This is a genomic window from Methylobacterium sp. SyP6R (assembly GCF_019216885.1).
Classification (GTDB): domain Bacteria; phylum Pseudomonadota; class Alphaproteobacteria; order Rhizobiales; family Beijerinckiaceae; genus Methylobacterium.
Genome location: NZ_JAAQRC020000001.1, coordinates 4806892 through 4819014 on the forward strand (window position 1 = coordinate 4806892; position 12123 = coordinate 4819014).

Below are 12123 nucleotides of genomic sequence, written 5' to 3' on the forward strand. Positions count from 1 at the left end.
GCCTGCCGCGATGGCCGAACCCGAGAACCTGGTCCTCGAACATCTTCGCGCCATCCGCGGGTCGATCGAGCAGCTCGAACGCAAGGTCGAACGGCTGGAAGCCAAGGTCGATAGCCGGTTCGACCATGTCGAAGCCCGCATCGACGAACTCGACACCCGCGTCACCGGCCTGACCCACGCGGTCGTGGCCGGGTTCGGGGCCCTCGTCCATCGCCTCGACGACCACGAGCGCCGTATCGCCCGCATCGAAGCGGAGCGCGCCTGACCGGCGCGCTCCTCCTCCCCGGCGCCCCGTCTCGGGGCCGCCGCACGATTATTCCGGGAAGACGCCCCATGCCCGACGCCTACATCTACGACCATGTCCGCACGCCCCGCGGCCGCGGCAAGCCCGACGGCTCGCTGCACGAGGTGACGGCGCTCCGCCTCGCCGAAACGGCGCTCCGCGCCCTCAAGGACCGCAACGCCCTCGACACCACGCTCGTCGACGACGTGATCCTCGGCTGCGTCGACCCGGTCGGCGAGGCCGGCGGCGACATCGCGCGAGCGGCGGCGCTGGTGGCCGATTACGGCAACCACGTGCCGGGCGTGCAGATCAACCGGTTCTGCGCCTCGGGCCTCGACGCGGTGAACTTCGCCGCCGCCCAGGTTATGAGCGGCCAGCACGACATGGCGGTCGGCGGCGGCGTCGAATCGATGAGCCGCATCGGCATCGGGGCGTCGGGCGGCGCCTGGCCGGTCGATCCGGCCATCGCCATCAAGTCGTACTTCATGCCGCAGGGCGTCTCGGCCGACCTGATCGCCACCAAGTACGGTTTCTCCCGCGACGAATGCGACGCCTACGCGGTCGAATCGCAGAAGCGCGCCGCCCGCTCCTGGGAGGACGGCCGGTTCAAGAAATCGGTCGTGCCGGTGCGCGACGTCAACGGCCTGACGCTGCTCGACCACGACGAGCATCGCCGCCCGAGCACCGACATGCAGTCGCTCGCCGCCCTCAAGCCCTCCTTCGTCCAGATGGGCCAGATGGGCGGGTTCGACGCGGTGGCGGTCGATGCGCATCCGGATGTCGAGGCGGTGGAGCACGTCCACCATGCCGGCAATTCCTCCGGCATCGTCGACGGTGCCGCCGCGGTGCTGATCGGCTCGCAAGAGGTCGGCGCCAAGGCGGGCCTCAAGCCCCGCGCCCGCATCCGGGCCTTCGCCAATATCGGCTCGGACCCGGCCCTGATGCTGACCGGCCCGGTCGACGTGACCCGCAAGGTGCTCAAGCGCGCCGGGATGAGCGTCAGTGACATCGACCTGTTCGAGGTCAACGAGGCCTTCGCGGCGGTGGTGCTCCGCTTCCTCCAGGCCTTCGACGTCGATGCCGCCAAGGTCAACGTCAATGGCGGGGCCATCGCGCTCGGCCATCCCCTCGGCGCGACGGGGGCGATGATCCTCGGCACCGTGCTCGACGAGCTGGAGCGCACCGGAAAACAGACGGCGCTCGTCACCCTCTGCATCGGCGCCGGCATGGGCACCGCCACCATCATCGAGCGGGTGTAACAGCAATGCGCAGTCCCCTGCCCCACCTCGCCGCCGGCCTCGCCCTCGCGCTGGTCCTCGCCGGCCCGGCCCGGGCCGACGACGAGCGCCTGACGCTCGCCCGCGACATCGTCACCAAGACCGTCGCCCGCAACCTGACCCAGGCGTTCAAGCAGGCCGAGGAAAAAACCCTCGCCTCGCTGAGCGCCGAGCAAGCCGGCAAGATGCGCCCGGAACTCGACAAGACCTTCGCCGAGGAGCGCGACACCCTCGTCGACCAGCTCTCGAAGGAATACGCCCAGAAGTTCGACGCCGCCGAGCTGAAGCGGCTGGCCGGGATCTACGACGACCCGGTCTACCAGAAGTTCCAGGCGCTCAACGCCGACCCGACCTCGATGGTGACCACGATCACCAAGGATGCGGTGACCAAGATGATGAACCTGCTCTCGCTGGCGGCCCTGTCGCAGCAGGGCAACGGCCAGACGCCGCAGGGCGGGCCGGCTCCGATGCCGACCCCCGCGCCCCCGCCGGCTCCCGCCCCCGCTCCTGCCAAGCCGTAATCGATCTCACAAGGCCTTCGCCATGAACCTCACGAACTTCCGTTTCGAGACCGATGCCGACGGCGTGGCGCTCGCCACCTGGGACATGCCGGGCCGCTCGATGAACGTCGTCACCCGGGAGGTGATGGACGAGTTGAACCGGATCGTCGACGCCGTGGTGAAGGACGCCGCCATCAAGGGCTGCGTGATCACGTCGGGCAAGGACACCTTCTCGGGCGGCGCCGACCTCACCATGCTCCAGGGGATCGGCGCCGAATATGCGCGGCTGGCCCGCGAGCGCGGCGAGGAGGAGGCGATGACCTTCTTCTTCGAGGAATCGCGCCGGCTCACCCTGCTCTACCGCAAGCTCGAGACCTGCGGGAAGCCGTTCGCGGCCGCCGTCCATGGCACCTGCCTCGGCGGCGCCTTCGAGCTGGCGCTGGCCTGCCATCACCGGGTGCTGTCGGACGACGACAAGACCCGGGTCGGCCTGCCGGAGATCAAGGTCGGGCTGTTCCCGGGCGCCGGCGGCACCCAGCGCGTCGCCCGCCTGATGCAGACCGGCGACGCTCTGCAGATGCTGTTCAAGGGCGAGCAGATCCGCCCGCTGATGGCCCGCAACATGGGCCTCGTCCACGCGGTCGCGCCCCGCGCCGAGATCGTCGAGAAGGCGCGTGAGTGGATCAAGGCCGGCGGCTCGGCCGTCGCGCCCTGGGACCAGCCGAAGTTCAAGGCGCCGTCGGGCAAGGTCTATTCGCCCGCCGGCATGATGACCTGGCCGCCGGCCAACGCGATCTATCGCCGCGAGACCCACGACAACTACCCCGCCGCCAAGGCGATCCTGCACGCCGTCTACGAGGGCCTGCAACTGCCGATGGACCTGGCGCTCAAGGTGGAGAGCCGGTACTTCGCCAAGATCCTGCGCTCGCCGGAAGCGGCGGCGATGATCCGCACCCTGTTCCTGTCGATGGGCGAGCTCAACAAGGGCGCCCGCCGGCCGAAGGGCGTCGGCCCGGTGCAGCTGAAGAAGGTCGGCGTCGTCGGCGCCGGCTTCATGGGGGCGGGCATCGCCTACGTCTCGGCCAATGCCGGGCTCGAGGTCGTGCTGGTCGACCAGTCGGCGGAAGCGGCCGAGAAGGGCAAATCTTACGCCCACAAGCTGGTCTCCGACCAGATCATGAAGGGCCGCGCCAAGACCGCCGACCGCGACGCGCTGCTGTCCCGCATCACCGCGACCGGCGACTATTCGGCGCTCGCCGGCTGCGATCTCGTGGTCGAGGCGGTGTTCGAGGACCCGAAGGTCAAGGCCGAGGTGATCGCCAAGGTCGAGGCGGTGATCGGGCCGGACGCGATCTTCGCCTCCAACACCTCGACCCTGCCGATCAGCGGCCTCGCCAAGGCCTCGTCGCGGCCCGGGCAGTTCATCGGCATCCACTTCTTCTCGCCAGTCGAGAAGATGATGTTGGTCGAGATCATCATGGGCCAAGCGACGGGTGAGCGGGCGCTGGCGGTGGCCCTCGACTACGTCCGGGCGATCAAGAAGACCCCGATCGTCGTCAACGACGCCCGCGGCTTCTTCGCCAACCGCTGCGTCGGCGCCTACATCCTCGAAGGCCACCTGATGCTGGCCGAGGGCGTGCCGGCGGCGATGATCGAGAATGCCGGGCGCCAGGCCGGCATGCCGGTCGGCCCGCTGTCGCTCAACGACGAGGTCGGCGTCGACCTCGCCCTCAAGATCGTCAAGGCGACGAAGGCGCAGGTCGGCGAGGCTGCCATCAATCCGCACCAGGAGCGCCTGCTCACGGCGCTGGTCGAGGGCGAAGGCCGGCTCGGGCGCAAGAACCGCAAGGGCTTCTACGACTACCCGGAGCAGGGTCCGAAGAAGCTCTGGCCGGGCTTAGCGGGCCTCCAGGAGACCCGCCTCGACCCGGAGGCGGTGGATTTTTCGGAGCTGAAGCAGCGCCTTCTCGTCACCCAGGCGCTGGAAGCGGCCCGCACATTCGGCGAGGGAGTCGTCACCGATCCGCGCGAGGCCGATGTCGGCTCGATCCTCGGCTTCGGCTTCGCGCCGTTCACCGGGGGCGCCCTGTCCTACATCGACTTCATGGGGGCGGCCCGGTTCGTCGAGCTGTGCCGCACGCTGGAGGCCAAGCACGGCGCCCGCTTCGCCCCGCCGGCGACGCTGGTGGCGATGGCGGAGAAGGGTGGGACGTTCTACGGCGAGGCGGTCAAGAAGGCGGCGTGACCGGCGACGGCGTAAGAGCTGGGTCGACCTGCTTGCCCGATTCATCCCATTCACGACCTCATCCTGAGGTGTTGGCGATCGGAGATCGCGCTCCATCGAAGGTGGACTGACCTCGAAGGAGGGTTCCAGTGCTCGCGAGACATCTGGAGGCCTCCTTCGAGGCTCGGCGATCTTCGATCGCTTCGCACCTCAGGATGAGGTCGTGGGTGGGATGATTCGGGCATGAGATCGGAGGGGGAACGAGATTATCCCACTCTGCCATCTGCCTGAGATGCAGGACCGGCATCCTGCCCGGACGGCGCCTTCGCCGCCCGGGACGACCGCGTGACGAATCAGAACGATGAACCCACCCGCCGGATCGTACTGGTGGCGAATGTCGCGGCGGGCTCCCTGGTCGATGGCGGGTTGACGCCGGAGGTCCTGCACGAGCGCCTGGCGGCGGCCGGCCTGGAAGTGGTGGCCGAGCCGCGCCCGGACGCTTCCCTGCCCGAGCGCCTGGACGCTGCGGCGGGGTTGCCCGGCATCGACGCCGTGGCGGTGGCCGGCGGCGACGGGACCCTGGCCTGCGCCGCGCAGGTCCTGACCGGCCGGGACGTGCCCCTCGGCATCCTGCCGCTCGGCACCATGAACCTGCTCGCCAAGGATCTGAGGCTTCCCCTCGACCTCGACGCGGCCATCGCCGTGCTGGCGAACGGTGTCGTCCGGGCGATCGATGCCGGCGAGGTCAACGGCCACGTCTTCCTGATCAATTCGGTGATCGGAATGCCGGCCCGGCTGGCGCGCCACCGCGAGGCGAAGCGCGGCCGGATGGGCCTTCTCGACGTGGCTCGCATTGCGGCCGGCCTGCTGCGCCATCTCGGCCGCTATCCGCGCGAGCGCGCCGTGCTCACCCTCGACGCCGGGGTCCGGCCGATCCGCTTCCGGACGCTGGCTGTCGTCTGCGGCGACTATCGGGAAGGCCTCGGCGAGGTTCTGTCGCGGGCGGGCGTCGACGGCGGGCACCTCACGCTCTACCTCGTCGAGACCCTGTCGGCGGCGCGGCTCGTGCGCCTCGGTCTCGGCTTCGCGATCGGCGAGTGGCGCCGCCTGCCGGAGCTGGAGCGGCACGAGACCGACGCCCTGACCCTCGATGCCCGCGGCCGCGCCGTCCGGGTGATGAATGACGGAGAGGTCGTGCTGATCGCCCCACCCCTGCGCTACCGCCTTCGCGCCTCCGCCCTCCGGGTCCTCGTGCCGGCGGAGGATCCCCGGTGAGGCGGATCGCCCATATCTCGGACCTGCATTTCGGCCGCACCGACCCGGCGGTGGTGGAAGGCCTGGTGGCGGAGCTGACCCGCGACCGCCCGGACCTCATCATCATCTCGGGCGACTTCACCATGCGCGCCCGTACCCGGGAATACCTGGAGGCCAAGGCCTTCCTCGACCGGCTGCCGCATCCCTGGATCGCCGTGCCGGGCAACCACGACATCTCGCCGTTCCGGCTCTGGCAACGCTTCTTCCATCCGTTCCGGCGCTACAAGCGCTACGTCGCGCCCGAGACCGAGCCGGTCTTCCAGGACGACGAGATCGCGGTGGTCTGCCTCAACACGGTGAGGACCTGGGCGCCGGAGACCGACTGGTCGCAGGGCAAGATCACCCACGCGCAGATCCGGCGCACGGAAGCGAAGCTCGACGCCCTCCCCCCGGGGCTGTTCCGCATCGTCGTCGGCCACCACCCGTTCATGCCGCCGCCCTGGGACGAGGAGGCGCGCCTGGTCGGACACGCCGACGACGCGCTCGACGCCTTCCAGCGCCGCGGCGTCGGCCTGACGCTCGCCGGCCATCTTCACCGCGGCTATGCCCGCTTCGCCGAGCCGACGCCGGACGGCCCCAAGGCCGAGATCGACCGGCCGGAGGCCAAGGCGACCGGCCGGCGGCTGCTGGCGGTCCAGGCCGGCTCCGCCACCTCGACCCGGCTGCGCGGCAACGAGCCCAACGCTTATAACCGCATCACCGTGGAGAACGGCGTCGCCACCGTGCAGGTGCGGCTGTGGACCGGCAAGGACTGGTGCGACGCGGCAGAATCCGGCGCGGCGCGGTGCGCAGCGAAGGAGTGAGGCTGAGCGACCGTTAGAGCATTTTCCGACGAAGTGGAAACCGGTTCGTCGCAGAAAATGCGGCATAATACCAACGGTCGTTGAAAACGACCTTTGGTTCCGTTCTCGAATTTTCGCCAAGCCTTTGGCTTGGGGTCGAAAATTCGAGATGGTTCAACGGCCCGATGCGTCAGCATCTTGGGCCGTTGGTATAACAAGGACTTGGAGAGCTTCGCGATTGCAACGCGATCGTGAAGCTCTCTAGATCGTCGAGATCCGGCCGGCCATCACCGCCGTCACCTCGATCTCGACCTTCATCTCCGGTCGCAGCAATCCCGCCACCACCACCAGGGTCGCGGCCGGGCGGATCTCGCGCAGGACCCGGCCGCAGACCGTCAGCACCGCCTCGGCGTCATTGCGGTCCGTGACATAGTAGGTGGCGCGCACGACGTGCTCCAGCGACGAGCCCGCCTCGTCGAGCACGCCCGCGATGGTGCGCCAGCATGCATCGGTTTGGGCGGCGGCCTCCTCGGGCATCGTCATCGTGGCGTAATCGTAGCCGGTGGTGCCGGCGACGAACACGAAGCCGTTCTGCACCACCGCGCGGGAATAGCCGTAATCCCGCTCGAAGCTCGACCCGCCGTCGATCCGCCGCCGCATGCCCTGCCCTCCCGATTCGTCAGGGCGAGACCATGGCGCGTCAGCCCACCTCGCTCCAGCCCTCGAATCCGGCGAGCGGTTCCTGGTCGTAGGCCGCCATCAGGGCCCGCATCGCATCCTCGTCGCGCAGCCGATCCTCGGCCGCCAGAGCCGCCAGCCCCTCGAAGAACCCCTCGCGGTGGAGCGCCGGGGTGAAGGTCAGGGTGAAGCGCACCGGCTTGTCGCCGCGATTGGCGAAGGCATGCGGCTCGCCGGGGCGCACCAGCACGAACTCGCCCGGGCCCACCGTCACGTCGCGGTCGTTCAGCCGCAGGGTGAGCGCGCCCTCATGCACCTCGAACGCCTCGGTGAGCCGGGCATGGCGGTGCAAACCCGCCCCGGGCGAGCGAGCCGCCAGAGTGACGGCGTAGATGCCGAGCGCGTCATGGGTGGCGTCGCTGCGGGCGAGATAGCGCACCTGCATCCCGCCGATCGTGGCGCCGGTGCCGGGTTCGGGTGTGTCCATGGCAAGCTCCTCGTCAGGTCAGGCCTGGGACAACGCCGATTCAGGGCTTGAGGATGCGGACCAGGGTGACCATCGCTCCGATGATGGCGACGGTCTGCAAGCCGACCGCACCGATCATCCACTTGGCAAGCTCGGCCCGAGTCTCCGAGAGGTGCGCCTTGAACTCAGAGCGCAGATTTTTCTCCATTCCCTGCAGATCGCTGGCGAACGCCTTGTGGTCGGCACGGAGAGCAGCGAATTCGGTACGCAGGCTCGTCTCGACCCCTTTGATCTCGGCGCGCAGGCTCGTCTCGACCTCTTTGATCGCGGTGCGCAGGCTCGTTTCGACTTCTTTGATCTCGGCGCGCAGACCCGTCTCAACGGCCTTGATGTCAGCGCGAAGAACTGCCTCCGACGCTTTGAGGTCCGAATTCGTCGCGAGATCGCCCTGTACCGCATCGGAAATCGCCTCGGCGAAACCTTCCGCCTGATCCGGCGACAGCTTCGCCTTGTCCCGCAGGGTGCGGGCGAGCTTCAGCGTATCGAAGGCGACGGCAGTCATGCGGGGCACCCGGGCACGCGATCGTGCCGCAATCGAAGATAGCACCTCGACCGTTTCACCGCCACTATTACCCTACGTCAAAAAACCCCGCCCGGATCGTTCCGGGCGGGGCTCATCATCGCTTAAACCCTTGCAGCCTCAAGCCTTACTCGGCCGCGACCTTATGGGCCTGCGAGCCGTCAGTGTAGGTCTCGGCCTTCAGGCGCTGGCCCGGGGCGGCGCGGCCCGGCAGCGGCGGAAGGGCCTTGGCCTTCTCGAGGTCGATGCCGGCGCCTTCGGCGACGCGGCGGCCGTAATCCTCGTCGGCATGCCAGAAATGCCAGACCATCCGGAGCTGGATCGCCTCGGGGCATTCCTTCATGTCGGCGACCAGGTTGGCGATCAGGTCCTCACGCTCCCACGCCTCGAAGGAGCGGTAGCGCACGCCGGCCTGGGTGTAGTCGTCCTCGGTGCGGCTGGCCTGGTAGCGGCCGAGCTTGCCCTCGACCGGCTGGTGGTACTCCTTTGCGGGCTTCGGGGCCTCGCGCAGGCCTTGGGCCAGGGTGCTCGGCTCGTAGTTGATGTGCTTGTTCTCGCCGACGCCGTCGACGTAGAACGTCATCTGGCCGTCGCGCTGGTTGGTGGCGGTCTTCACGCCCGGCGCCGGCGCGTTGATCGGCAGCTGCAGGTAGTTCGGGCCGACGCGATAGCGCTGGGTGTCCGAGTAGGACAGGGTGCGCCCCTGGAGCATCTTGTCGTCCGAGAAGTCGATCCCGTCGACCAGCACGCCGGTGCCGAAGGCCGATTGCTCGACATCGGCGAAGAAGTTGTCCGGCACCCGGTCGAGGACCATGCGGCCGCAGGGCAGCAGCGGGAACTGGTCCACCGGCCACAGCTTGGTGTCGTCGAGCGGATCGAACGACAGGTGGTCGTTCGGGCCGTCCGGCATGATCTGGACGGCGAATTCCCATTCGGGGAAGTTGCCGGCGGCGATGTTGTCGTACAGGTCCTTGGTCGCGTGGCCGACGTCGCGGCCCTGGATCTCGGCGGCCTGGGCCGAGGTCAGGTTGCGCACGCCCTGCTTCGGGATCCAGTGGAACTTGCAGAGATGCGCCACGCCCTGGTCGTTGACCAGCTTGTAGGTGTTGACGCCCGAGCCTTCCATCTCACGATAATTGGCCGGGATGCCCCAGGGCGACTTCAGGTGCGTCACCATGTGGATCGACTCGGGATGCGCCGCCACGAAGTCGAAGAAGCGCCAGGCCTCCTGGCGGTTGGTCACCGGATCCGGCTTGAAGGCGTGGATCATATCCGGGAACTTGATCGCATCCCGGATGAAGAAGACCTTCAGGTTGTTGCCGACGAGGTCCCAGTTGCCGTCGACGGTCTTGAACTTCACCGCGAAGCCGCGCGGGTCGCGGGCGGTCTCGGGGCTCTCCTTGGCGCCGGCCACGGTCGAGAAGCGCACGAACATCGGCGTCTTCACGCCGGTCTCGTTGAGGACGCGGGCGCGGGTGTACTTCGAAGCCGGCTCGCCGCCGATCGTGCCGTAGGCCTCGAAATAGCCGTGGGCGCCGGCGCCGCGGGCATGAACCACGCGCTCGGGGATCCGCTCACGGTCGAAATGGGTGATCTTCTCGATGAACTGGTAGTTCTCGAGGGTCGCCGGGCCACGCTCGCCGACCGTGCGCATGCTCTGATTGTCGCGGACCGGGTGGCCCTGGCGGGTCGTCAGGATCGGGCGTTGGTCGCTCATGGGAACTCCTCTGGCAGGCAGGCACGGCGTGCCGGGACGGGGACACCGTGCGAGAGACCGCTCACATGGGGTGCCGGCCAGCCGGCCAACACCCTGGAACTGGTCTGGCTTCAGCGTATGAAGGCTGAGCGACCCGAAAACAAATGCATCGTTGCGAAACTTCCGATAGACACAGCCTATGAACGTCGCCGGCCTGTCCCTCCGGGATCTCGAATATGTCGTGGCGGTCGCCGATGAGGGCCATTTCGGCCGGGCCGCCGAGCGCTGCGCCGTGAGCCAGCCCACCTTGAGCGTGCAGGTGCGCAAGCTGGAGGAGGCCCTGGGCCTCGTCCTGTTCGAGCGCTCGAACCGCCGGGTGCTTCTCACCCCGAACGGCCAGGCGGTGGTGCGCCAGGCCCGCGCGGTGCTGGCGGAGGCGAGAGCGCTGCTCCTCCTCGCGCGCGAAGGGTGCGGGCACGGCTTGCGCGGCCGCCTCGTCCTGGCGGCGATCCAGACGCTCGGCCCCTACCTGTTCCCCCGGGTGCTGCGCGGCCTGCGCCAGGCCTTCCCCCACCTCGCCTTCGGCTTGAGCGAGGGGCGCACGGCGGAAATCCTCGATGCCTTGCGCGAGGGCCGGACCGACGCGGCGCTGATCTCCCTGCCGATCCCCGAGGCCGGGCTGACGGTGGTGCCGCTGTTCGACGAGCCGTTCCTGCTCGCGTGTCCGGCCGAGCACGCCTTTGCAGGCGAACCGGCGCCGCTCCCGGGCGATCTCGCCGGGCCCGACCTCCTGCTCCTCGACGAGGGCAACTGCCTGCGCGATCAGGCGCTGGCGGCCTGCGGCGCCGGGCCGGCGAGCGGGCGTCACGCAACCAGCCTCGAGACCCTGCGCTCGATGGTGGCGGCGGGCGCCGGCTACACCCTGCTGCCGGCGCTCGCCGCCCCGCCCGGGCCGGATCCGACCGGGCTCACGATCTGCCGCCCCTTCGGGCCAGAGGGCCCGCGGCGCACCATCGCGCTCGCCTGGCGCGCCAGCGATCCGCGCACCGGGGGCTTGCGCGAACTCGCCGCGTTCTTCCGCCAGCATGCGCCGGATGCAACGCTGCCCCTCGGGCAGCCGGAGGCAAAGGGCATCGACCGCGACAGTCTTGCGATTTCCGTATAGCGAGCGGGCGAGTCTTCCCCGAAACACCAGGACGCCATGCCACCCGCCCCGCCGGATTCGCGCAGCTCGCTGCCCCGCGCCGTGGCCCTGTGGGCCGGCCTTGTCGCGGTCTCCGGGGCGCTGTCGGGGCTGTTCCATCTCGCCGGTTTCCCGGCCGCCCTGCTGCTCGGGCCGATGCTCGCCGGCATCGCGTTCGGGGTGCGCGGCGCGTCGATCCGGGTGCCGAAGCCCGGCTTCCAGGCCGCGCAGGCGCTGATCGGCTGCCTCGTCGCGCATGCGGTCAATGCCTCGATCGCCGCGACGCTGCTCGAGGACGGGTTCCTGATCCTGGCGGTGGTCGGCGTCACCGTCGTGGCGGCGTCGATGACCGGCTGGCTGCTGACCCGCATCCGCCTCCTGCCGGGCACTACCGCGGCCTGGGGCTCCTCCCCCGGCGGCGCCTCCGCCATGGTGGCAATGGCGGAGGAATTCGGCGCCGATCCGCGCCTCGTCGCCTTCATGCAATATGTCCGCGTCGCCTGCGTGGCGCTCACCGCCTCGCTGGTCGCCCGCTTCCTCGCCGGGGGCAGCGCCGGGCCGCCCGGCTCCGGCATGGATCCGGCGCCGCTCTCGGTCCTCGCCACCCTCGCGGTCGCGGGCATCGGCGCCTGGGTGGGTTTGCGCCTGCGCATCCCGGCCGGCGCGATGATCGGCCCGCTGGTCCTGGGCGCCACGCTCCACTCGACCGGCCTCGCCGAGCTGGCCCTGCCGTCCTGGCTGCTCGCGCTCGCCTATGCGGGGATCGGCTGGACGGTGGGCCTGCGCTTCACCCCCGCCACCGTGCGGGCGACTTTGTTCGCCCTGCCGGGGGTGCTGGTGGCGACCTTCGGGCTGATCGGGCTCTGCGGGCTCTGGGCCTTCGGGCTCACCTTCCTGCTGCCGATCGATCTCCTCACTGCCTATCTGGCGACGAGCCCGGGCGGGCTCGATTCGGTGGCGATCATCGCGATCGGCACCCATTCGGACGTGTCCTTCGTCCTGGCGGTGCAGACCCTGCGTCTCCTCGTGGTCATCGTCACCGGCCCGATGGTGGCGAAATGGATTTCTCGCAGTGCCGGAGAGGCCCACTGAGACCGACCGGCATCAGTCAAGCTCGCATCCCGCAGCGAAACCCGCTAT

The 12123-nt window shown here is 69.3% G+C and carries 12 protein-coding genes; 8 read left to right on the top strand and 4 right to left on the bottom strand.

Going from position 1 to position 12123, the window contains the following annotated elements; translation table 11 throughout:
• Positions 1-10 precede the first annotated feature (10 nt).
• The 6 genes from HBB12_RS22120 to HBB12_RS22145 all read left to right on the top strand — a co-directional run bounded on the left by HBB12_RS22120 (position 11) and on the right by HBB12_RS22145 (position 6401).
• Positions 11-265, top strand: coding sequence for a hypothetical protein (locus tag HBB12_RS22120; protein ID WP_236991327.1), 255 nt, complete (start codon positions 11-13; stop codon positions 263-265).
• Positions 266-333: 68 nt separating this feature from the next.
• Positions 334-1542: an acetyl-CoA C-acetyltransferase gene (locus HBB12_RS22125; protein WP_236991328.1), complete on the top strand. Its 1209-nt coding sequence runs from the start codon at positions 334-336 to the stop codon at positions 1540-1542.
• Between the two features lie 5 nt (positions 1543-1547).
• Positions 1548-2081, top strand: coding sequence for a hypothetical protein (locus HBB12_RS22130; RefSeq protein WP_236991329.1), 534 nt, complete (start codon positions 1548-1550; stop codon positions 2079-2081).
• A 22-nt stretch (positions 2082-2103) separates the two neighbouring features.
• Positions 2104-4305 (top strand): 3-hydroxyacyl-CoA dehydrogenase NAD-binding domain-containing protein, encoded by a 2202-nt coding sequence (locus HBB12_RS22135; RefSeq protein ID WP_236991330.1) that lies wholly within the window; start codon positions 2104-2106, stop codon positions 4303-4305.
• A gap of 324 nt (positions 4306-4629) precedes the next feature.
• Entirely contained in the window at positions 4630-5559 is a 930-nt protein-coding gene (locus HBB12_RS22140; protein ID WP_236991331.1) for a diacylglycerol/lipid kinase family protein, read from the top strand.
• A complete protein-coding gene (locus HBB12_RS22145; protein ID WP_236991332.1) occupies positions 5556-6401 on the top strand; it encodes a metallophosphoesterase family protein in 846 nt (281 codons plus the stop codon). Before HBB12_RS22140 ends, HBB12_RS22145 begins: the two co-directional genes overlap by 4 nt.
• Before the next feature lie 240 nt (positions 6402-6641).
• Here the strand turns inward: HBB12_RS22145 and HBB12_RS22150 are convergent, their stop codons facing one another.
• The 4 genes from HBB12_RS22150 to HBB12_RS22165 form a co-directional block, all read right to left on the bottom strand.
• Positions 6642-7040, bottom strand: a complete 399-nt coding sequence (locus HBB12_RS22150; protein WP_236991333.1) for a RidA family protein — start codon at positions 7038-7040, stop codon at positions 6642-6644.
• Positions 7041-7080: 40 nt separating this feature from the next.
• On the bottom strand, positions 7081-7545 hold the full coding sequence (locus tag HBB12_RS22155; RefSeq protein ID WP_236991334.1) for a cupin domain-containing protein: 465 nt from the start codon (positions 7543-7545) through the stop codon (positions 7081-7083).
• A 40-nt stretch (positions 7546-7585) separates the two neighbouring features.
• A complete protein-coding gene (locus HBB12_RS22160) occupies positions 7586-8086 on the bottom strand; it encodes a CCDC90 family protein (protein WP_236991335.1) in 501 nt (166 codons plus the stop codon).
• A 145-nt stretch (positions 8087-8231) separates the two neighbouring features.
• Positions 8232-9821 (bottom strand): catalase, encoded by a 1590-nt coding sequence (locus HBB12_RS22165; RefSeq protein ID WP_236991336.1) that lies wholly within the window; start codon positions 9819-9821, stop codon positions 8232-8234.
• Between the two features lie 178 nt (positions 9822-9999).
• Here HBB12_RS22165 and HBB12_RS22170 point away from each other — a divergent pair, with 178 nt between their 5' ends.
• The gene (locus tag HBB12_RS22170; RefSeq protein ID WP_236991337.1) at positions 10000-10965 is read left to right on the top strand and encodes a LysR substrate-binding domain-containing protein; all 966 of its coding nucleotides are present in this window, start codon (positions 10000-10002) and stop codon (positions 10963-10965) included.
• 36 nt (positions 10966-11001) lie between these two features.
• Positions 11002-12075, top strand: coding sequence for an AbrB family protein (locus HBB12_RS22175; RefSeq protein ID WP_236991338.1), 1074 nt, complete (start codon positions 11002-11004; stop codon positions 12073-12075).
• Positions 12076-12123: the final 48 nt, after the last annotated feature.

Excerpts from the sequence above, each read along its gene's own strand:
- HBB12_RS22155 (WP_236991334.1), bottom strand. The coding sequence starts at position 7,545 with ATGGACACACCCGAACCCGGCACCGGCGCCACGATCGGCGGGATGCAG.
- HBB12_RS22175 (WP_236991338.1), top strand. The coding sequence starts at position 11,002 with ATGCCACCCGCCCCGCCGGATTCGCGCAGCTCGCTGCCCCGCGCCGTG.
- HBB12_RS22170 (WP_236991337.1), top strand. The coding sequence starts at position 10,000 with ATGAACGTCGCCGGCCTGTCCCTCCGGGATCTCGAATATGTCGTGGCG.
- HBB12_RS22165 (WP_236991336.1), bottom strand. The coding sequence starts at position 9,821 with ATGAGCGACCAACGCCCGATCCTGACGACCCGCCAGGGCCACCCGGTC.
- HBB12_RS22160 (WP_236991335.1), bottom strand. The coding sequence starts at position 8,086 with ATGACTGCCGTCGCCTTCGATACGCTGAAGCTCGCCCGCACCCTGCGG.
- HBB12_RS22130 (WP_236991329.1), top strand. The coding sequence starts at position 1,548 with ATGCGCAGTCCCCTGCCCCACCTCGCCGCCGGCCTCGCCCTCGCGCTG.
- HBB12_RS22125 (WP_236991328.1), top strand. The coding sequence starts at position 334 with ATGCCCGACGCCTACATCTACGACCATGTCCGCACGCCCCGCGGCCGC.
- HBB12_RS22150 (WP_236991333.1), bottom strand. The coding sequence starts at position 7,040 with ATGCGGCGGCGGATCGACGGCGGGTCGAGCTTCGAGCGGGATTACGGC.
- HBB12_RS22135 (WP_236991330.1), top strand. The coding sequence starts at position 2,104 with ATGAACCTCACGAACTTCCGTTTCGAGACCGATGCCGACGGCGTGGCG.
- HBB12_RS22120 (WP_236991327.1), top strand. The coding sequence starts at position 11 with ATGGCCGAACCCGAGAACCTGGTCCTCGAACATCTTCGCGCCATCCGC.